This window comes from Rosistilla carotiformis (genome assembly GCF_007753095.1).
Lineage (GTDB): Bacteria > Planctomycetota > Planctomycetia > Pirellulales > Pirellulaceae > Rosistilla > Rosistilla carotiformis.
The window spans coordinates 1,833,228-1,853,218 of sequence record NZ_CP036348.1; the positions used below are offsets into that span (position 1 = coordinate 1,833,228).

Sequence of the window (19,991 nt, forward strand, 5' to 3'; positions counted from 1 at the left end):
ATCGGAGCATTCCTATGAGCAGCCTGCAAACTGAATCCGAAGGCGGCGCAGCCGTAGCGGAACTGTCGCTGATGGACCAAATTTTGGACCAAACACGCGCCCTGGACGACAGCGAACGTTCGCGCAACCAAACTTACATCGAACAATTTGTTAGCAAAGTTGTCGAAGGCAACGCGACCATCGACAAAGATGTTGTCACCAACATCACCAGCTGGATCGCTGAGATCGATCACAAGCTGTCGGTCCAACTGGCCGAAGTCATGCACTGCGACGAATTCCAACAATTGGAAGGCACTTGGCGCGGTCTGCATTACCTGACGCAAAATTCGGAAACCGGCACCGGTCTGAAGATCCGCGTCATGAACGTCAAGAAGGCGGAATTGCAGAAGGATCTGGAAAAGGCCGTTGAATTCGACCAAAGCACGATGTTCCGCAAGTGCTACGAAGAAGAATACGGTCAACTGGGCGGCGAGCCTTACGGCATGCTGGTCGGCGATTACCACTTCGGCCGCACCGCCGACGACGTCAACCTGCTGCGTTTGATCAGCAACGTTGCCGCTGCCGGACACGCGCCATTTGTCGCTGCTGCCGATCCAAACATGTTCAACATGGACAGCTTCACCGACCTCAGCGGACCTCGCGATCTGGCGAAGATCTTCCAAGGGGCTGACTACGCTCCATGGCGAAGCTTCCGCGAAAGCGAAGACAGCCGTTACGTCGCGTTGACGATGCCAAACGTTCTGGGCCGTCTGCCTTACGGTGGCGACTTTAAGAAGGTCGAATCGTTCGACTTCAACGAACACGTCGATGGCACCGATCACGGCCAATACCTGTGGATGAGCTCCGCATGGGCTTACGCAACACGCGTTACCGATGCGTTTGCCAAGCACGGTTGGTTCGCTCAAACCCGCGGTGTCGAAGGTGGTGGCAAGGTCGAGAACCTGCCCGTCCACACCTTCCCAACCGACGATGGCGACGTGGCGATGAAGTGCCCAACCGAAATCGCGATCACCGACCGCCGCGAATTCGAACTGTCGAACCTTGGCTTCCTGCCACTGTTGCACGCCAAGAACACCGACTTCGCAGCCTTCTTGGGAGCTCAAAGCTGCCAAAAGCCAAAGACCTACTTCGAAGAAGACGCCAACGCCAACGCGGAACTGTCGTCGAAGATCAACTACCTGATGTGCGTCAGCCGATTCGCTCACTACCTGAAGGTCATGGCTCGCGACAAGATCGGTTCGTCGATGGAACGCGCCGAATGCCAAGAGTGGTTGAACGATTGGATCAGCAACTACGTCTGCGATCCAAGCACCGCTGGCGAAGAGACCAAGGCAGAGCGTCCGTTGAGCGAAGCTCGCGTCGAAGTCGCTGAGATCCCTGGCCGTCCAGGCTGGTACGAAGCGATCGCTTACCTGCGTCCGCACTTCCAAATGGAAACCCTGGGTGCTTCGATGCGTTTGGTCGCCGAAGTTCCTAAGCAAGGCTAAGACCTTGATCGGTCGCGCGGCCCGATTTCGATCGGGTCGCCATGACGCGTCGCAGTCCGCGCACTGCGACGTTGATTGCTCGAAAACAATTTCAATTTAAAAACATCCCGACATATAAGGATCTGAATCATGGCAGTTGACTATTTCTTGAAGATCGATGGCATCAAGGGCGAATCCGAAGACGATAAGCACAAGGACGAAATCGAACTGATCGACTTCGAATGGGCTGAACAACAAAGCGGTAGCTTTGGCCAAGGTGGCGGCGGCGGTGCTGGCAAGGTGAAGATGGAAAACTTCAAGTTCCGCACCTACCTGAATTCCGCTTCCCCCGCGTTGATGCAATCGTGTGCCGAAGGTGCTCACATCAAAGACGCTACCTTCACATGCCGTAAGGCAGGTGGCGGACAGAAGGAATATTACAAGGTCACGATGGAAGACATCATCGTTGCTTCGTGCCACATCAGCGGTGGTGCGGGCGAGATCGAAGAAGGGGCTTGGGTCGAAGGACATCCTGTCGAAGAAGTCACTTTGAACTTCGCCAAGATCAAGTGGGAATACCACCCACAAAAAGCTGACGGCTCGCTGAATTCGGCGAAGACCGGCGGATACGATCTGAAGAAGAACAAACGCGTCTAGCATCAACGCGTGATGCGTGGAGGTAGCGGTGAGTCGGCTCGTTTGCGAATCGACTCGCCCACACCTCTCGCTTCCAACGGCAAGATCTCGCCGCGACCGGCAGACCACCGGTCGCAGGCACGCCGGGTTGCGGTGAACTTCCCATCCCAACCGTTTCACAGCAAGCTTTCCCACCATGCGTTCTACTCTGCCAACGAACAAGCTTTCGCTGTTGCCATCGGTCTTCGATCGTTTGGCCGATCTGAGCGACAACGGCTTCAACAGCCAACCGTGGTACGACGTCGCCACGCTCAGCAACGCGGTTCGCCGCGATCTGGAAGACCTCTTGAACACCCAGCAGTCGCTGCCCGAACTGGCCCGCGATTTTCCCCTGCTGGCCGAATCGGTCGTCGGGTTTGGCGTCCCCGATCCATCGACCTTCGCTTTGGACACGCCCAGTGGCCGCCGCTGCCTAGCCGCCGCGCTGTTGAACGTGATCAACACCTTTGAGCCGCGGTTGTCGGATGTGCGAATCGAACTAGGAAATGCCAACGGAGAGAAGTTTCGCGAGCTAAAGTTTCGCGTCGTCGCTCGTTTGGCGATTGAAACCTCACCACAAATCGTCTTCGAATCGAAGCTACACGTACCCAGCGGCCAGTTCAGCATCGGTCAGGAAGCAGAATGACACAGACCCTGTTCCAATACTACGAACGCGAACTGAACTATCAGACCGAACAATCGCGCGAGTTCGCGGCACGTTATCCCGCCGCCGCGGGCCGTTTGCGGATGGACGCCTCCGGAACCGCCGATCCGCACGTCGAACGCTTGATCCAATCGGTCTCCTTGTTGGGAGCGCGGATCCACAAACGCTTGGACGACGATCTGCCCGAGGTCACCGACGCGTTGCTGTCGATCTTGTACCCGCACTACCTGCGGCCGATCCCTTCGATGGCCATCGTCTCGCTGGCCGCAGAGCCCGCGAATCTGCCACCGCAAGGAATCGCAGTCCCACGCGGTCTGCCGCTGCGAACGTCTCCCGTCGGTGGCCAAGCGTGCCGCTACACCACAACACAAGCGACCCAATTGTGGCCGCTGGAAATCCGCAGCGTCGAAATGTTGCAGCCGCCGTTGGGCGAAGGCCCCGCAGCGCCGCAAGGGACCGCTTCGGCGATTCGGATTCGCGTTCGCAACCTGCACAACAAACCGATCAATACGATTCCGTTGGAATCGCTGCGATTGCATCTGACCGGTCCCGATCCCGTTGTCGCCGGCCTGTACGAAGGCCTGGTTCGCGATGCGATCGAAGTTGCTTTTGTCGCTCCCGGCGGCGAAGCGATTCGCGTTCCCGCCGCCGAAGCCCTCACGCCGACCGGATTCGATCGCGACCAAGCGATGCTCCCCTATCCCGCGCAATCCTTCGACGGCTACCGCTTGCTGACCGAACTCTTTTCGTTTCCCGAGAAATTCTCGTTTGTCGACCTCTCCGGTTGGCAAACCGCAGGCCAGCAACTGCACTCTCCCGAAGCGGACGTCTGGATCTTCTTGGACGCTCCGCACGACACGATCTGCGGATCGGTTCGTACCGACCATATCCAATTGGGCTGCACCCCGGTCGTTAACCTGTATCCAAAGATCTGCGAACCGATTCAGTTCTCGCGGCAACAACACGAATATCGCATCGTTCCCGACGCGTCCAAGCGGATGGGATGCGAGGTCTATAGCGTCGATCAAGTGATCAGTTCGCGGATCGATGGCGACCGACATTGGCGTCCATTTTTCGATCTCGGCCGACGCGATGGCCAGCCCGCCGTCTCGGGTTATTGGCACGCGGCGCGTCGCGACAGCCAAGCCGCTGGAGATCATGGATCGGAAGTCTATCTGCAACTTGTCGACGAACACTTTGATCCGCACGCCCCGGCAGCCGAAGTGGTCACCGTGCGGGCGATGTGCACCGACCGCGACGTTCCAACTCTGCTCCGGCAGCATGGCGACACGGTGAAGTGGCACGTCGACGCGGCGATCCCGATCAGTTCGGTTCGCTGTCTGAAGCATCCAACGGCAACGCTGCGTCCACCGGTGCGACGCCACGCTCATTGGAACTTGATCAGCCACCTTTCACTTGGACATCGCTTCCTGGAAGGTCCCGACGGGCTGGAATCGCTCCGCGAGATCTTGCGTCTGTACGACTTCTCCGATCCCGACTCCTACGACACCCGCGGCGCTGCGGCGCGGCAGATGATCGACGGCGTGATCGATCTGCGGCACCGGACCGTGACCCGACAAGTGGGGCCGCCCGAAGAGGGCTGTTTCGCGCGGGGATCGCAACTGACGTTCGTCTTGAACGAAGACAACTTTGAAGCCTCTGGTGCCTATCTGTTTGCATCGGTGTTGCAACGCTTCCTGGGATTGGCTAGCGGGATCAATTCGTTTGTAGAGACGGTCGTCGAGACGCGTCAACGCGACGGGAAACTGGCCCACTTTCCGCCGCACGATGGCGAGGAGCCGCGGCTGTGATCGACTTCGTTTCCAATCGCACCTCGATCGCCGGCAACGCCTCGTTTACGACCGGCGTCGCCAGCGATGCGCCTCATCCGTTGGAACGCTTGCCCGTCGGTTCGGTCGGACACGAACTGTTCCGGAAACCTTCGAAGTTCGACTTTTTCGAAGCCGTTTTGTTGCTGCAACAACTGGCTGCCAGCGAAGTCGATCAACCGGCGGCGCCAATCGGTCAATTCGCTCAACCGTCGCAGGAATCGCTGCGATTCACCGTTCCGCATTCGCAAGCCTTTCCCACCGCGTCGATCGAATCGATCCGCTGGGACGCGCAGCAACAGCGGCCGCAAGTTTGCGTCAACTTCATGGGACTGACCGGCCCCAGCGGGACGCTGCCGCGATCGTACACCCAGCGACTGCAGCAGATCGAAGCGACCAGCCGCCATACCGACCGCCACGCGCTCCGCGATTGGTTGGATAACTTCAACCATCGCATGGTTTCGTTGTTCTTCGACGCATGGGCCAAGTATCGGTTCCCCGTCGCGATCCGCCGACAACAGTTTGAACCGGCCAAGCGCAAGCCGTCGCCGACGATCGTTCGCGTGGCCCTCTCCGCAATCGCGGGCCTGTCCCCTCCCGAACCCAAAACAAAACCGCGCCCCGCCGATCGCAAAGATCATGCGGCAGCAACAACTCCACAATCACTGGCATCCGACGAAGCGAAGGCGGATCAAAACGAGAGTCCTCCCAGCGCGGGGACGATCGATCGCGACGAACTGCTGGGATTGGCAGGATTGTTGTCGCAGCGACCGATGAACGTCGCCAATTTGCAGTCCGCCCTGAAGCAGGCGTTGGGCGTGCCGGTGCGTGTGAAACAGTTCGACAGCTGTTGGTTGAACTTGGAAACCGAATCGCAATCGCGGCTCGGCGTTGAAAAATGCAAGCTCGGCTACAACGCGATGTTAGGCGAACGGATCTGGTCGCGTCAGCAGAAGGTTCAAATCGAAGTCGGTCCGTTGTCGGCACGCGACTTCCAACGCTTCCTTCCCCCTTCGGAAAACCATCTCGGCGATGGCTTTCGTCGGCTCGGAGAGATGGTCCGCGTCTGTGTCGGCCCCAGTTTGGACTTCGACATCCGCCCACTGCTGAAGATCGAACAACCGCTGGAAACTCAGCTAACGGCGGAAACCTCGCTCACGCGACTGGGAATCGACAGCTGGATCGGCACCCCGGACGATACCGAGGTCGCCAACGATGCGATCTTCCCAGGCGCTTAGCCGATGCCGGTCGGCACAGACCGGTTGTCGAACCCAAATCAGCTCAGCCGATCGATCACGCCGTTGCTGTCGCCGAACGCTTCGCTTGGCGCTCCGGCTTGTTGCAGCATCCAGAGGTAGAGATTGCAGAGGGGCGTTTTCTTCGGATAAACGATGTGTCGGCCGGTTTGAATCCGCCCGCCAGCACGTCCCGCCAACAAGATTGGCAAGTCGTCGTGGTTGTGGCGGTCGCCGTCGGAGATACCGCTGCCGTAGACGATCGCCGAATGATCCAACAGCGTTCCGTCCCCTTCGGGAACCTGTTTCAAACGCTCTAAGAAGTAGGCGAACCGCTGGGCGTAGAAGCGATTGATCGTGGCGATCTTGGTCTGCTTCTCTTCGCTTTTTCCGTGGTGCGATAATTCGTGGTGCCCTTCGCGAACCTCCAGTTCCGGGTAGCCGCGGTTGCTGCCGGCGTTGGTGAACATAAACGAAATCACGCGCGTGCTGTCGGTCTGCATCGCCAGAGTCATCATGTCCAGCATCAGGTCGGCGTGCTTCTGCATCTCGCGTGGAACGCCCGCCGGACGCGGGTAATCGGGCACGCCTTCTTCGGTCGCATCCAGTTTGTCCGTTCCGACGATTCGCTTTTCAATGCTGCGGACCGAATAGAGGTATTCATCCAACTTGCGGCGATCCAAAACGCCCAGTTGATCCTTCAGTTGGTTGGCTTCTTGCAATGCGAAATCGAGGACACTCTTGCGGTACTTGTGTCGCGTGGCGCGGGCTTCGCGAACCGCCCCGCCGTCGCCGTGTCCAAACAAGCGGTCGAAGACCTTGGCCGGATCGATCTCTTTGGCGACGGGAGAGGTTGCGTTCCGCCACGACATGTTCGAAGAGTAGGCGCAGCTGTAGCCGCTGTCGCAGGTTCCCGCTTGGGCGCTGTTCTCGAGTCCCAATTCCAACGATGCAAAACGAGTCGCCGAACCGATCGCATCGGCCGCGACTTGATCGACCGAAACGCCGTTTTGGATGTTGGCGCCGTCGGTCTTCTTGGGATGCGCACCGGTCAAAAATGCGGCGACGCTGCGGGCATGGTCGCCACCGCCATCGCCTTGTGCTTCGGCTCCCTTCAGCGCTAGGCCGGTCATCACGTTGAAGTCGGCTCGATGGGCTGCCAGTTCTTTCAGAGTCCGCGGCAACTCATAATCGCTCCCCTCCTGCGACGGTTTCCAATCGGGCATGTGCATCCCGTTGGGAACGTACAGAAACGCCATCCGCATGGGAATTGCCGCGTTGGTTGGGGCTGCGGCGGCGGTCAGGCAACGCGTTGGCGACATCCCGTCCAACAGCGGCAGCGCGATCGCTGTGCCGAGGCCACGCAGCAGGGTGCGTCGATTCAGAGTCGTTGCATGGGTGTTCATCCGTTTCATCGCTCTATTGCCTCACGCCTTGCTTCTGGAAGGGATCGCTTTGCACGATCCCCAAGATCAGTTCAGAGAACCGGTAGTCATTGGCGACCAATCGATTCTGAATTTTGTCGACCGCACACTTGTCATAATATTCCAACCCGCGACCTAGTGCGAAGGTCAGCAGTTTCTCGGTCACACAGCGAACAAATTGCTCGCGTTGCTGTTCGACTAAAACCTTTCGTAGGTCTTCGATCCCGGTGATCTTGACGCCGCCGGGAAGTTCGCCGCTGGCATCGACCGGCAGCCCATCCTGCTGCTGTCGCCATTGTCCGATCGCGTCAAAGTTTTCCAACGCAAAGCCCAATGGGTCCATTAGTTTGTGACACGATGCGCAGGCTGGGTTGTCGCGGTGTTGAACCAGTCGCTGCCTCATGGTGCCTGTCAGTTCGGAACGTTCCAGTTCGGGAACGTTGGGCGGTGCCGGAGGTGGCGGTGTTCCTAGGATGTTGTCCAAGATCCACTTCCCGCGTTTGACGGGGGAAGTCCGTGTGGGATTGCTGGTGACGGTCAAGATGCTCGCTTGCGTCAACAGGCCACCGCGAACGCCATCGTTAAAACGAACGAACTGAAATTCATCGCCGCTGATTCCAGGCACGCCGTAGAACTTGGCCAGCCGTTCATTCAGATAGGTAAAGCGGCCGTCGAGCAGTTCAGTGATCGGACGGTCGTATCGCATCACCGCGGCGAAAAAGGTGAGTGTTTCGCGGCGCAACAAGCTGCGAATCTCGTCGTCGAACTCGGGGAATTGACTCTGGTCGGGATTCGATTTGCTGAGGTTCCGCAGCTGCAACCACTGGCTGGCAAAATTGTCGACCATCAAAACCGAACGCGGATCTTTGATCATCCGGCGAACCTGTCCAGCCAGCACCTCCGGATCGTGCAACGAATTGCTCCAAGCATGCTTGAACAATTCCTCGTCGGGCATGCTGCACCACAGGAAATAGGAGAGCCGCGAGGCCAATTCAAACGCGTTGACCGGCGGATAGACTCCGTCAGCGTCGGGCTGGCGGGGCTGTTCGAATTTGTATAAGAAGTGCGGGGAAACCAGGACCGCTTGGAACGCGACTTGGATGCTTTCGTCAAACGTTCCGCCGTCGCTGCGGACTTCAGCGGCCAACATTCCCAAGCGACGAATTTCGTCGTCGGTCGCAGGACGCCGGAACGCGCGGCTGGCGAATCGTTGGATGACTTCGGCCGCGGCCGACTCGGGGGATCTGTCGCGACTGGGGCTGACAAAGATCAGCTTGCGATGCGACGGCGGAAGGTCGCCGACCACTTTGGAGTTGTCGACCTCCGATTGCCCGCTCAACATCACATGGGCGATCGCCGCGTTGCGGTCTTCGCCTTTCTTGCCATCGGCGGCAGGCTTGTAAAAGTCGTTGGTGAAGGTGAACGAAATCTTGTGCTTCCCCTTCGACAACTTCAGCTTGACGGAGTAAACGGTCGGGTCGGAGGCGGGAACATTGACGATTCGTTGCAGCTTGCCGTCGACCTTGACCTCGATCTTCACCGGCTCGTCGCCCGCTTGGTCGCCGTACGCGGTTAAGCGGAGGTCGAATTGACCGCTGAACGGAATCTGTTCCTGCAGATAAACCTCTCCGTAGGAATTCAACCTCACGCTACCGTTGCGTTTACTGTACTTGTCTGCGTCGTCGAGGTTCTCCCCCGGGCGTTGGACGCTGAACAGTTGCGCTCCCGGCGCGGTCTTGATCGCTTGGCCCATGATCTCTTCAGCCGCCTGCAGATACTTTTCAAGCAGCAGCGGAGGCAGCGACAAGACGTCGCCGATGTTGTCGAAGCCGTAGCCGACATCGTCGCCGGGGAAGTTTGCCGCGGGGGTGTAATCGACGCCTGTCAGTTCGCGAATCGTGTTGCGGTATTCGCTGCTGTTAAGACGTCGCAGCGTGATCTTTCCGGGATTGACGTTGGGGCCACAGTCGATCGAATTGGCGACCTCGTCGATCAGATGGATCATCGCGGCGCGATCGGCCGCAGGCATTTCGAGAGAGTCCGATGGGGGCATGACTTCGGCCTGCACCTGCCGCAGGGCTCGCATCCAAGTCTCGCGATCCTTTCGCATCGCCAGCGCCGACGCGGGCGTCTCCAACGCAACACCGCCTTCGGCCGAAGAGGCATCGTGGCAGTCCAAGCAATACGTTTTCAGGAGCGGTTGCAGATCCGATTTCAAAATCTGATCGAGATCGGCGGCACTACTGGGCGTCGCGAAAACGGAAAGCAACAGGCTGGGGATCACCCAGCAAAAATGGATTTGCACCCATCGGGAACGGCATGCGGGCCGATGATGTTCCGCGTCGACTGAAGAGAAGAGAGAAGCGTCGTTCACGTTGGTTGAGGGTTCCAATATTCGAGATGCCGGTTGCCAGGGTGTCCCCGGCCGCCAGAAGACGGCGCGGGGAGCGTTCTGATGATTCAACAGGCATCGATTGTAATCGCGGTTAGACCAATTTGGTCTTCCCTGGAATGGCGAATTCGCCGGCAGGACGTTTTCCGTCCCAAGTCAGTTCTTTGGGGAACAGATCCAGCTTCGATTCTTTCGTGACAAAGTCCCAGCTGACCAATTGACCGGTGTAAGCGGCCATGCGGCCCATCACGGCGGTCAACGAACTCTCCGCGGTCTGCTTGAGTTCGACGATCGGCTGGTTGTTGCGGACCGCGTCGACCAGATCCTTGTGCTCTTGTTGATAAGCGTCGGCGATGCTGCCTTTCATCGACCACAGTTCCTTGCCGTTGCGATCGACGATTTTCGAACCGGTGCTGCCGGCTCCGATGTGACAATTCGCTTCGGTTCCGTAGATCACATTGCTGTTGTCGCCACGGGTGCCAGGGACCTGACGGCACATGAACGACAGATTGCGGTCGCCGGGGTACATGTAATCGATCTCCATGTTGTCCCACATTTCGCTGTCGTCGGGACGCGTGAAGCGGCCGCCGGAACCGTAAGCCGAGACGGGAGCGGAGCCCATGACCCAGTTCATCGTGTCGATATTGTGAACCGCCTGTTCGGTGATCTGATCGCCCGAGAGCCAGATGAAGTGCATCCAGTTGTTCAGTTGGTACTCGGTGTCGCTCATTCCCTCGGTCCGGTTCTTGTACCAGATACCGGTTGAGCAATATCGGCTGGTCGCGCTGATGATATCGCCGATCATTCCGCTGCGGATCTTGTCGACCGCACCGACATAGTTCACTTGGCGACGATATTGCGTGCCGGTAACGATCGAAGTGCCGTTCTTTTCAGCTAATTCGTGGGCCTGCAAGCAGATCTGATAACCCGCAGGATCGACGCACGATGGCTTTTCGGCGAAGACGTGCTTGCCGGCTTGGACCGCTTCGAGAATGTGATAGGGACGGAACGCAGGGGACGTGGTCAGCAACACGACGTCGACGTCGGGATCTTCCAAGACCTTCTTGTAGCTGTCCAAACCAGCGTACATTTTGTCGTCGGCCAGATCGATTTTTTCGGGATGGCGGCGGGTGAGTGTCGACTTTAAGCGTTCGTTTTTATCGGCGTACAGATCGGCAGCCGCGATCAATTTAATGCCTTCGTTGATCGACAGGGAATCGTTGATCGCGCCCGATCCACGTCCACCACAGCCGACGATGCCAAGATTGACGGTTTGTTTTTTCGTTGGGTCTTCGGAATGAACCATCGAAGGAACGGTCATCGCGGCGGCAGTCGATGCCGCTGCGGTCGCACGTAGAAAATTGCGACGATCGGGAGTGGAGGTGTTTGGGCGGTCGTCGTTGCGATCCGATGAAACTGCGTTTGGCATTGCTCTGTACTGTTCTTGAGGTGGGAAAACAGGCGGATAGAAGTCTCCAGTATAACCCCAAGAGAACATCCAAACCATCGTAATCAGCATCCAGATGTTCAGCGGTTACGGCCACGACCACCTCGCAGGGGTGCTTTGTTAAACTATACCTTGTGTTTATGTGAAATGCCCTCCCGCAGCGAACTACGGAAGGGCATGATTGGATCAGGTAGGTTCTTGGGGAGACCTGCCGCTTATTTGTTTTCGCCTTGCTTTTGTTGCGCAGGGCGAACGCGCTTGTTGATATCGGTTTCCAGTACGCCGAAGACGGCTTCGTGACGGGCAACCGACATCTGCAATGCCGCCAACAGACGCTTGGCCGTGAAGAAGTTCACGATGATGCGTTGGTTGACGTTGATTGGATCCTTAGGAACACCGATCGGTTGTGGGTTCAGGCCGAAGTCGATGATCAGTTCTTCCGGCGATCCCGTCACGCGGCAGAAGTTTGCATAACATGCCTGCGCGTTGTCGTCGGTTACTTGAACTTGGACGGGTTGCGATTGCGCTTGTGCTGGTTGTGCTGCTGGCGCTGCGGGTGCTGCAGCCGCTGGCGCTTCGGGCGTTTCCGCGTCTTTGGTCATTCTATCTTCTCCAGTAGATTTCATTTTCCACCGTATGCGCGGCGGGCTGGCCGCACGCACCCACGATCACAAAACTTGAGGTTTGTTGCCACATATTTTTCAAATTCAAACAACTATCTTGCGGCAACAAGAGATAGTTGTTGTTTCGTTAGATCGACCGGTGGGGTGTCAAGTTCCAGTGAATACCCACCCGACGGTCATTTATCCTACAGTTGTTAAGGGCTCTTACAAGCTTCGAATTGCTGTTCCAAGCAACTGAATTGACTAACGTGAGTTTTCCCAAGAACTCCAGGTGGTAAACAGGGGGTGCCACGCGATCCAGGAAGTTTGTGATGACTCACATTTGACCCGGTGGACCCTCCACACGCGTCGTTCGCAGTCGCGCTCTACCTAAAAATCGAACTGAAATGTTTTGTTTAAGAATCGATAAAATCGCCAACCCAGCGACTTGGGGGCGGCACTGATCTTTGCGGTGCCACGATAACCGACACGCATCCCATCGGCGACATCGGGTAAGGGGACGCGGGCTTGATAGGAGGCATTGATCGGACGCATGTTGCCCGTTTCCGGATCGATCTGAGTATCGAGATCACCGCCCGATTGGCTCGATAAACTCGCTGGCGAATATTTCATTTCGGTTCGCGAGATCTGATCGATCTTGCCTGTCAAAATTTGCAGTCGGATGGCGTCGGGCTTCAATTGAACGTCGTCTCCTTCCTTAATCAATTGGATATCGCCTTGATCGACGATCAGCACCGCTTCGATATGACGCGGATCGCCGACCATGCAGATCAAACTCTCTTGTGTCATCAGGGCGCCCAAGTTTTCGGGTTCCAGTGGTGACCCCGACCATTCGGGCAATCGACCATCCTGTGGATCTTCGTCGGGCTTGTCCGGTGGCGGAATGATCACGCCATCGATCGGCGACTTAATTTCCAATTGATCGATTTCATCCTGCGCTTTCCGGCGAAGTGCTGTCACCGAATCGAGCATTTTTTTCTGCGTCGTGGTCTGTCCGCTGAGCGATGAATCGTAGCGTTTCAGCCGCGTCAAACTGGCAAGCCGGACGTCGGCGATCCGTTCTTCGCTTTCCAGGTCAGCCAGTTTCAGCTTCAGTTGTGAATTTTTTAAGATCGCCAACGTATCGCCTTGCCGAACGACGTCTCCCGGTTTGACCAACACGCGATCGATTTGTCCGGGGGTGCCGGCGTAGACCGAACGTGGATCGGCCGGGCGAACTTCAAACGCACAATTGATGTGATAGGGCAACGGCACGAAACAGAAGGCCGCGATCACTGCGGTGGCTACCGCGACCGTTGCGGCCAGACGAGAGCGTTTCACTTTTTGCATTCTCCCAGGAGTGCGAATGAATTTGATCGATTCCCAGATCGGTTTGGCGATCAATCCGCCGAACCCAATGATGGCGAACAAACGGCCGATAACCCGCAATCCATACGGTTCGAGTACTTGATTCAAGAACATCACGATTCCGATCACGACGACCCAGCGATAGACGACCGACGCGACGGTGAACATTCCAAATAAGAATCGGTTTCGCTGTGGTAGAAACGGATTCTCTTGCAGTTCCAATCCGAGACAGGTTTCTTGAAACCAACGCTTCAACGTTTCGGTGCTCTTCTGCCGCAGGTTGGGAATCTCCAACCAATCCATCAGGATGTAATACCCGTCAAACCGCAACAGCGGGTTGGCGTTGAAGACGACGGTGCTAACCGAACAGATAAACATCGTCGCCAGGAAGGTGAAATTGAGCAGGCCCGGTTCGCTGAACCACCAAAGCCAGGTGGCGAACGAGGCCAGAATCAATTCGACGTACATTCCGCCTGCACCGATCCAAACCCGCTTCCATTTGTTAGGCAACATCCAGGAATCGGAGACGTTGCAATACAGGCAGGGCGTAAAGACCAACAACATGAAGCCTAATTCATGGCACTCGCCACCAAAGCGCTTGCAGGAAAGCCCGTGACCAAACTCATGGCAGATCTTGACGATCGCCATCAAGAGGCCCATGTACAGCCAATTCTCCGCCGCAAAAAACTCTTGGAACGTCGGCAGTTTCGAACGGAACAACTCAAAGTTCATTCCGACCAGAATCAGTGTGATCAATCCGAAGCCGACAAAAAATAACAGTGCTGGAACGGTGAACACCCAACCCAACACAGGGTTCATGCGGCGCAGGATCCCTTCGGGATCGATGCCACGAAAACGAACTGCAAAGATGTTGGCAAGTTTACCCAGCAGTTCCTTTTTCTTTTTCTCGCTTCCCCGTTTTCTCAGCTGGCCACCTTGGCCCGGGGAATTGGAGATCACCAACCCGCTGCGATGCAACATTCCTAGGAATTGTTGGAGGTCGCCAAAGGTGATTTTTTGTGGGGCAAATTCTTGTTCAAATCCATCTTTGATCTGCTGCAAGCTGACGTGCCCGTCCAACATCTGCAGGATGAAGTATTCCTCATCGTGAAATCGATAATACTGCAGCCCCACAGGCTCTTTGACGACCCAGTAACTGGTCCCCTGGTACATATGACGGCTGCTCGTCAAATCAGGACGCTTTCGAACCGAAAGCGGTCGTGATGAGCTGCTGATCAGGCTGTCGGCAAGCGTTGTCATCGAATCTCAATCTCACGTGAGCCGACGGGGCGAGTGTCGGAGGAATGATTTGGCGTCGGGGGGGAGGCAAGGTCACGAGAAACCACGGCGGTCTAGTTCACGCCGTCGTTGGACATTGGCAGGATTTGCATTTCCGCTAGCATCCCGGGGCTGACCAGATAGCGATTCCCTTCGATTTTGTTGTTAATTTTGGCCCACACACGATAGGTGTTGTCGCTCTCGAGAATGGGGCTGACGTATTCCAAGCGACTTTCAAAATCTTCGTAACGCTCGCCTCCCACGTGAACGCGGATGGAAACGGGGGCACCAATCACAATGCGCTCCGGAGCGTCGAGTCCTTTGACATCCCCTTCGACTTTGATTTCATCGATCCGCACGATCCGAACAATGGGGGTTCCGGCTTGCACCCATTCGCCATTTTTGCCATAGCGTTTGGCGATGATGCCATTAAAAGTGGCGGCGATCTGACGACGTTTGATCTCGTGTTCGGCCAGTTGGCGTTCGGCGGTTTTGGCAGCAAACGTCGCCTCGGCGACCTGTTGCTCATTTTTCGCCATTTCGATCGCCAGTTTCGATCGTTCCGCTTCAAGCACTTCCCGACGCATGTCCCAATAAGGCATCGCTTGCTTCTTGTGCAGCTCCTCAGCCGACTTCGCTTCGGCCCATTCATACTCCATCGATTTCTCAGCGGCACGAATGTTGATGTCGTTTTCAGCTTGCAAACGCGCCTGTTCTTCCTCGGCTTGCTTCAGCACCAGGTTCAGCTTGGCTTGCTCCGGATCGATCATCGCGATCACTTGCCCCGCGTTCACTAGCCTGCCCTCTTCGACTTCCGATTTATCGAGGAACAAGATCCCATCGGCACCCGCAGAAATTCGGATGTCATCGATCGCTTCGATAAGGCTGTCGCGAACGGGGATCGGGGCCCCTTGCGACTGGGCCCAGACGACGTTGTCCAACATGCCGATCGCTGTCGCCAGGACAGCGATTGCCAAAGGTTTGCGGGTTGAGAATATATTCATTCGATTCACCGTTGCTGTTGAGATAAGTGCGGGAAGGAGAACGTCGCAGGTACGTTATCGATCCCGAGATGAGGCGTGAGGTTCTGGCTTTGGAATGTGAGTTGTCGGTAACCACATTCAACCGGCCGATTTAAAACCATTTAAAGAGGATTGTTTGCAACCATTCGTAAGCACCGTGGAACCAGACGAAACCGGCGGCGCGGCGACCGCAATACACATCCGCGGTCACCTTGGCTCCCGGGCGTGGTTGCAGCGTCGTGAGGTCGATCGGTTCGGCACGCAGCGTGACAACATTCCCTTCTTCTTGGTCGGGTTCGGCCCGCAATTCACGCGACGTCAGCAGAGCCTTCATTTCATGATCGGGATCGGTCGCCAGGATGAAGGTCACTGGCAATGGCTCGCCATCGGCGGCCACAACCGCTCGATCCAAGTGATCCATCTTTTTCTCGGGCATCTTCAGTTTCAAATGCATCGGCTTGGAGAGATCCGCGACTGTCAACAGCACCTGACCGGTTACCACTGGACGTGAACGCAGCGTCTTTTCAACGTCCCAGGTCACGATTTGGCCGTCGATCGGCGCGGTGATGATCAGTTGAGCAAGTCGTTCGTCCAGCAATTCTTGCTTCCGCAGCAAGCTGTTCAATTCGGTTCGTTTCTCCGCTTCCTCGCCCTTCAGACGCGTCTCTTCCTGTTCATCCCCTTTCCGCGATTTGCGGACATCATCCAATTCGTATCGGATGCGGGTTAGCGAGGCTTGCGCGGTGCCAATCCGTCCCATCGTGTCGGCATAGTCTTCTTCGAGTTGACGATTTCTCAGCTTTACCAATACGTCTCCCTGGGCGACGCTCATGCCGTGCACGGCGGAAACCTCGATGATCTCGCCGTCGATTGGCGCGAAGACCTCTTGCCGTACCGTCGGTTGCAGCGTGCCGGGACAATCGAGCGTGAAATCCAAGGGGACAAAGATCATCCCCAGGATCGCTGCCGCCAGAAGTGTGACGACGGCGATCGTTTTAGGAAGCGTGCGTGCTTTGATGATCCAAGCCGCTTTGCCCAGCGTTCGCCAAACCGGCATCAGGAACAAATTGTTGTGCTGCATCGAGTTGGCAATCGCGCGGGTGCCATGTTCGTACACCAGGTTGACCCGGCTGCGAAAGACTTCATCGGGCAGGTTGCTTTCGATCTGTTCGACGATCAACGCGCCGATTACATCGCCCCGGTGGGCATTGTCACGTTCGATCTCACCCACGTTCTTGTTCAACGCGTCGTCGTTGCCACGACTGGGTTCGCGGAGTGGCAGCACGGCGATATGTCGGCCGTACGATTGGTCGACATAGTCTTCGACAGCTTCTTCGATCTGTGGTGGCAGGTCTTCGGTCGAACCATCGTGCCACAACGGTTCCCCCGCAGCGACGACGCGAGTCGCCAAGTTGTTCAACGACGAGACAATATTGGAGCGGTTTTCGATCGTATCCTGGCCGCTGATCGCTAACACTTTGCACTTGCGGCCGCGCATGATCGCCACGCTCACTCGATCGCACCCAATCATTCGGCGACCTTCGTTAGCGATCACATATGCGGTCTCTTTGAGGTCCAACGATTCATGCGCCGCCCGAGCGAAGCCATCGGCTTGATGCCACAGGACTTGGCGGTCGGAAAACAGCCGCAGCTGTTGTCCCTTGAGCCAATCGCCGGCAAGTTCGGACATCTGCCCCAAGAACCGAAGGTATCCCTTTTGTGTTTCGGGAGGCGAATCGGGGCGTTGGAAAACTTCGATTAGGCCTTCCACTTGGTGTTCGCTGCGGAGCGGAGAGAGGACCAACAGAAAGCGGGTTGGATTGCCTTCGGCCTCGCCATCGGTGGTTCCCGAATAAGGTGGGACCAACAATTGTTGACCCGCGCCGGCGACGCGTCGCAGAAGCCGATTGTGTTTGTTCGCGTCGTCGGAATCGTTTTCCAAGAGCGATTGGCTGGTGTTGATTTGATATTCCAGCTTCAATTGACGGTCGTCGTCGAACAACCAAATCGCGCCCCCCACGGCTGCCAGCGCAGAGATCACGCGTTGCAGCAATTGCGGATAGTACTCCTCCGCCGGAGCCCCGCTTTTGGACAGCGCCGCGATCTCGTTGACCAAGCCGCGGATCTGATTTTTGGTTTGTTCAACCGTTTCTTGATTGACAGCCATGTTCTGCTGTGTTCCGGAACGAGGAAGAGAGTCTATTCAAACTTTCACCAACCCTAGCGAGCTCGAAGCTTGCTTCAGACAACATCAACCTATCGCAAACTCGACTGATCTCCACCGCCAAACGTTGGGCATGTAGATTTCTTAAATCTTCGATGCGGAAATTGTCGAATGTTAGGATTCTTGCTGGGCGATGCTTTTACGCAACACCGCCTGCTTCGACCCAAAAGCTGCTCTAAGAGTTCCCTAGCTGGTATTACCTATCGGCTGCAGCTTATACTAAATGTATAAGCAGTGCGTTCGATTGCAACTCTTTTAACGGATTTGCGGGGAACAAAGCACCAGCAGTCTCCGTCAGAATCGCACGGATTTGCAAAGATGGTCGCTTCGCCCCAATGGGCAGGTTTCCAGCCGGCAGGTCCGTTGCGATCGTGTTGATTGATTCCCGTTTACCATAAATCGTTGGCTTCTTGCCTTCGAAAGGTCGAACCAACGACAACCGCCGGTCAAAGTGTTGGTGAAATGAATCGAACAATACTTGGCTACTTCGCTTTTCGGATCGCTTGGACGTAGTGCATGAACGAAGCAACGCTCGTTGAAGCTTTCCGTGGTATCCCGCGTCGCGACTCGGTTCGCATTGGTGCGCAGATAGGCAAGCTGCGCAAAGTTTGCCTGGGTGATCAGGCGTTGGAAGCCTTCTTCCCCGAGTCACTCGATATTCTGCTTCGGCTGTTTAACGCCCCGGCGGGGGCTTTTTGGTTTCGTCCCTTCAACGCCGCCACGCTGTTTCCGGTGTCACGCGTTGGGTTTGAGCAATTGACGCTTTCGAGTTCATGTCTGTCGGCGTGCGAGCAGATGGTTCGTGGTGCCTGGCAGGCGTTGGGGCCGCAGGTTCGACCTATCGATCATCCCTTTGTCGCGTTGATCGGACCGATTCGCGACGGGTCCACGTCGATCGGGGCATTGCAGTTGGTGGCCGATGGCGGCGATGAGGCGGCCCAGCAGGCAAAGCTACCGTACGCCCGCGCGTTGGCCGGGGTGCTGTCGTTGATTCAACCGGCGATTCATCGTCGGATGCAGGTCGGCGAAACGTCGATTCGCGAAGCGACCGATCGGTTGGCCGAACTTGCCGATCAATTGACGGGATTGCAGCAATCGATGCGGCATGCAATCGATCAGACCTTAGGGCAATTGCGCGGCGCGTCGTTTGGATCCTTGGAGGCGAACCAACAGTTTGCCCGCGTGATCCAGGAATTGCTCGACACGCACGGTTTGCGTGTCGAGTGTCCCGAGTGTGGAACTCCTGCGATCCTTCGCTGTTCCAAAAACCCTCGAGCGCGCGACGGGGTGTTTGTCTTTGATCACAGTCTAGCCGGACGGCGAACGTTCCACGGCGGATACACGACGCTGCCCGTGTTGCAGGTTGTCAGTAAACCGCCGCGACGTGGCAAGACCTTGGCGTGATTGACGACCGGTTCACGCGGAGCTGAGTCCCGAGCCAACGTTGTCGGGACTGAGCCGCGCATCTTGTGGGTTCGAATCGTTTGCCCAGACGTGCATTTCCACAGATTCCGCCGAACCAATCATCGTCGCAAAGGCGACGTCGGCAGCATCGCGACCGGTTCCGATTCTAACAAATCCACCAACTGGCGCCAGGCGAGTTGCGTCGAACAGGAACCATCGTCCGTCCAGGAACGCTTCAAAGAAACCGTGGAAGTCGGGCGGTTGAAGATTGACCGCATAGCCAGCGACATACCGCGCTGGGATTCCCATCGCGCGACAGAGGCTGATCGCAACATGCGCGTAATCGCGACAGACCCCGGTCCGTTGCAGCAATACATCGCATGCCGTCGTCGTCGGTCCGGTGCTTCCAGGTGTATAGGTCAAGTGTTCAAAGGTCCAATTGCAGACCGCGGTCACACGCGAGTATCCGGGAAGCAGCCACCCAAATTCCTCCATTGCAAACCGACCTAACTTGTCCGATTCGCAGTAGCGACTGGGGTTCAGGAAGATAAGAACCTCTGGGGGCAAGCTGCTGTATTTCGATTCGCAAACGTTGTTTGCGTCCACTTCATCAGCTCGCAAATCTACCTCGGCTTGGTAAGAGATGCTCAACGGGCCTGGTTGTCCAACCAGGCGGAACAATCGGTTCCCGAGCGGTCCAATCTGGCATTGCTCCAACGGCTGAAAGGGAGCGACATCGATCCGTTCGTTGCGGACCGTTTGGTGGAAATTCATCGTTGCCGAGATGTTCAGCAAAAAGCTGGTCGGCGTAAGGACGTTGTATTGAAGCTGGCAACCAACATAAATCGTGCTCATGGAACTCGCTCTGTTGAACCGTCGTCGCGATCGGCAAAGACGCAAGCGGAAGCCCCGTCCCTCGGGTCGAAGATAGTCTCGGACCCTACGCAAAAAAAACGACCCA

The 19,991-nt window shown here is 56.7% G+C and carries 14 protein-coding genes; 6 read left to right on the plus strand and 8 right to left on the minus strand.

Features of this window, described 5'->3' with window-relative positions; all coding sequences use genetic code 11:
* Positions 1 to 14: 14 nt before the first annotated feature.
* From tssC to tssG, 5 genes are all read left to right on the plus strand, one after another.
* Positions 15 to 1,487: a type VI secretion system contractile sheath large subunit gene (gene tssC / locus Poly24_RS06820; RefSeq protein WP_145092321.1), complete on the plus strand. Its 1,473-nt coding sequence runs from the start codon at positions 15 to 17 to the stop codon at positions 1,485 to 1,487.
* A 129-nt stretch (positions 1,488 to 1,616) separates the two neighbouring features.
* Positions 1,617 to 2,123: an Hcp family type VI secretion system effector gene (locus tag Poly24_RS06825; protein ID WP_145092324.1), complete on the plus strand. Its 507-nt coding sequence runs from the start codon at positions 1,617 to 1,619 to the stop codon at positions 2,121 to 2,123.
* A 175-nt stretch (positions 2,124 to 2,298) separates the two neighbouring features.
* The gene (gene tssE, locus Poly24_RS06830) at positions 2,299 to 2,787 is read left to right on the plus strand and encodes a type VI secretion system baseplate subunit TssE (protein WP_145092327.1); all 489 of its coding nucleotides are present in this window, start codon (positions 2,299 to 2,301) and stop codon (positions 2,785 to 2,787) included.
* A complete protein-coding gene (tssF, locus tag Poly24_RS06835) occupies positions 2,784 to 4,616 on the plus strand; it encodes a type VI secretion system baseplate subunit TssF (protein ID WP_145092330.1) in 1,833 nt (610 codons plus the stop codon). The genes tssE and tssF overlap by 4 nt, the downstream gene beginning before the upstream one ends.
* Positions 4,613 to 5,872 (plus strand): type VI secretion system baseplate subunit TssG, encoded by a 1,260-nt coding sequence (tssG, locus tag Poly24_RS06840; protein WP_145092335.1) that lies wholly within the window; start codon positions 4,613 to 4,615, stop codon positions 5,870 to 5,872. The genes tssF and tssG overlap by 4 nt, the downstream gene beginning before the upstream one ends.
* A gap of 38 nt (positions 5,873 to 5,910) precedes the next feature.
* Here the strand turns inward: tssG and Poly24_RS06845 are convergent, their stop codons facing one another.
* From Poly24_RS06845 to Poly24_RS06875, 7 genes are all read right to left on the minus strand, one after another.
* Entirely contained in the window at positions 5,911 to 7,275 is a 1,365-nt protein-coding gene (locus Poly24_RS06845) for a DUF1552 domain-containing protein (RefSeq protein ID WP_145092338.1), read from the minus strand.
* Positions 7,276 to 7,288: 13 nt separating this feature from the next.
* Positions 7,289 to 9,667: a DUF1592 domain-containing protein gene (locus tag Poly24_RS06850; protein ID WP_231753500.1), complete on the minus strand. Its 2,379-nt coding sequence runs from the start codon at positions 9,665 to 9,667 to the stop codon at positions 7,289 to 7,291.
* 112 nt (positions 9,668 to 9,779) lie between these two features.
* Positions 9,780 to 11,114: a Gfo/Idh/MocA family protein gene (locus Poly24_RS06855; RefSeq protein WP_145092346.1), complete on the minus strand. Its 1,335-nt coding sequence runs from the start codon at positions 11,112 to 11,114 to the stop codon at positions 9,780 to 9,782.
* Between the two features lie 233 nt (positions 11,115 to 11,347).
* Complete coding sequence (locus Poly24_RS06860; protein WP_197452384.1) at positions 11,348 to 11,734, minus strand: DUF3467 domain-containing protein; 387 nt, start codon at positions 11,732 to 11,734, stop codon at positions 11,348 to 11,350.
* 390 nt (positions 11,735 to 12,124) lie between these two features.
* On the minus strand, positions 12,125 to 14,362 hold the full coding sequence (locus tag Poly24_RS06865; RefSeq protein WP_145092353.1) for a biotin/lipoyl-binding protein: 2,238 nt from the start codon (positions 14,360 to 14,362) through the stop codon (positions 12,125 to 12,127).
* A 92-nt stretch (positions 14,363 to 14,454) separates the two neighbouring features.
* Positions 14,455 to 15,384, minus strand: a complete 930-nt coding sequence (locus Poly24_RS06870) for an efflux RND transporter periplasmic adaptor subunit (protein WP_145092357.1) — start codon at positions 15,382 to 15,384, stop codon at positions 14,455 to 14,457.
* A gap of 130 nt (positions 15,385 to 15,514) precedes the next feature.
* Positions 15,515 to 17,569, minus strand: coding sequence for an efflux RND transporter periplasmic adaptor subunit (locus Poly24_RS06875; RefSeq protein ID WP_145092361.1), 2,055 nt, complete (start codon positions 17,567 to 17,569; stop codon positions 15,515 to 15,517).
* A 573-nt stretch (positions 17,570 to 18,142) separates the two neighbouring features.
* Between Poly24_RS06875 and Poly24_RS06880 the strand changes: the two genes are divergently transcribed.
* Complete coding sequence (locus Poly24_RS06880) at positions 18,143 to 19,030, plus strand: hypothetical protein (protein WP_145092364.1); 888 nt, start codon at positions 18,143 to 18,145, stop codon at positions 19,028 to 19,030.
* 12 nt (positions 19,031 to 19,042) lie between these two features.
* Here the strand turns inward: Poly24_RS06880 and Poly24_RS06885 are convergent, their stop codons facing one another.
* Entirely contained in the window at positions 19,043 to 19,885 is an 843-nt protein-coding gene (locus Poly24_RS06885) for a transglutaminase-like domain-containing protein (protein WP_145092367.1), read from the minus strand.
* Positions 19,886 to 19,991 lie beyond the last annotated feature (106 nt).

Coding starts and splice junctions, on each gene's coding strand:
- tssC (WP_145092321.1), top strand. CDS start 15: ATGAGCAGCCTGCAAACTGAATCCGAAGGCGGCGCAGCCGTAGCGGAA.
- Poly24_RS06825 (WP_145092324.1), top strand. CDS start 1,617: ATGGCAGTTGACTATTTCTTGAAGATCGATGGCATCAAGGGCGAATCC.
- tssE (WP_145092327.1), top strand. CDS start 2,299: ATGCGTTCTACTCTGCCAACGAACAAGCTTTCGCTGTTGCCATCGGTC.
- tssF (WP_145092330.1), top strand. CDS start 2,784: ATGACACAGACCCTGTTCCAATACTACGAACGCGAACTGAACTATCAG.
- Poly24_RS06845 (WP_145092338.1), bottom strand. CDS start 7,275: ATGAACACCCATGCAACGACTCTGAATCGACGCACCCTGCTGCGTGGC.
- Poly24_RS06855 (WP_145092346.1), bottom strand. CDS start 11,114: ATGCCAAACGCAGTTTCATCGGATCGCAACGACGACCGCCCAAACACC.
- Poly24_RS06860 (WP_197452384.1), bottom strand. CDS start 11,734: ATGACCAAAGACGCGGAAACGCCCGAAGCGCCAGCGGCTGCAGCACCC.
- Poly24_RS06865 (WP_145092353.1), bottom strand. CDS start 14,362: ATGACAACGCTTGCCGACAGCCTGATCAGCAGCTCATCACGACCGCTT.
- Poly24_RS06870 (WP_145092357.1), bottom strand. CDS start 15,384: ATGAATATATTCTCAACCCGCAAACCTTTGGCAATCGCTGTCCTGGCG.
- Poly24_RS06875 (WP_145092361.1), bottom strand. CDS start 17,569: ATGGCTGTCAATCAAGAAACGGTTGAACAAACCAAAAATCAGATCCGC.
- Poly24_RS06880 (WP_145092364.1), top strand. CDS start 18,143: ATGAACGAAGCAACGCTCGTTGAAGCTTTCCGTGGTATCCCGCGTCGC.
- Poly24_RS06885 (WP_145092367.1), bottom strand. CDS start 19,885: ATGAGCACGATTTATGTTGGTTGCCAGCTTCAATACAACGTCCTTACG.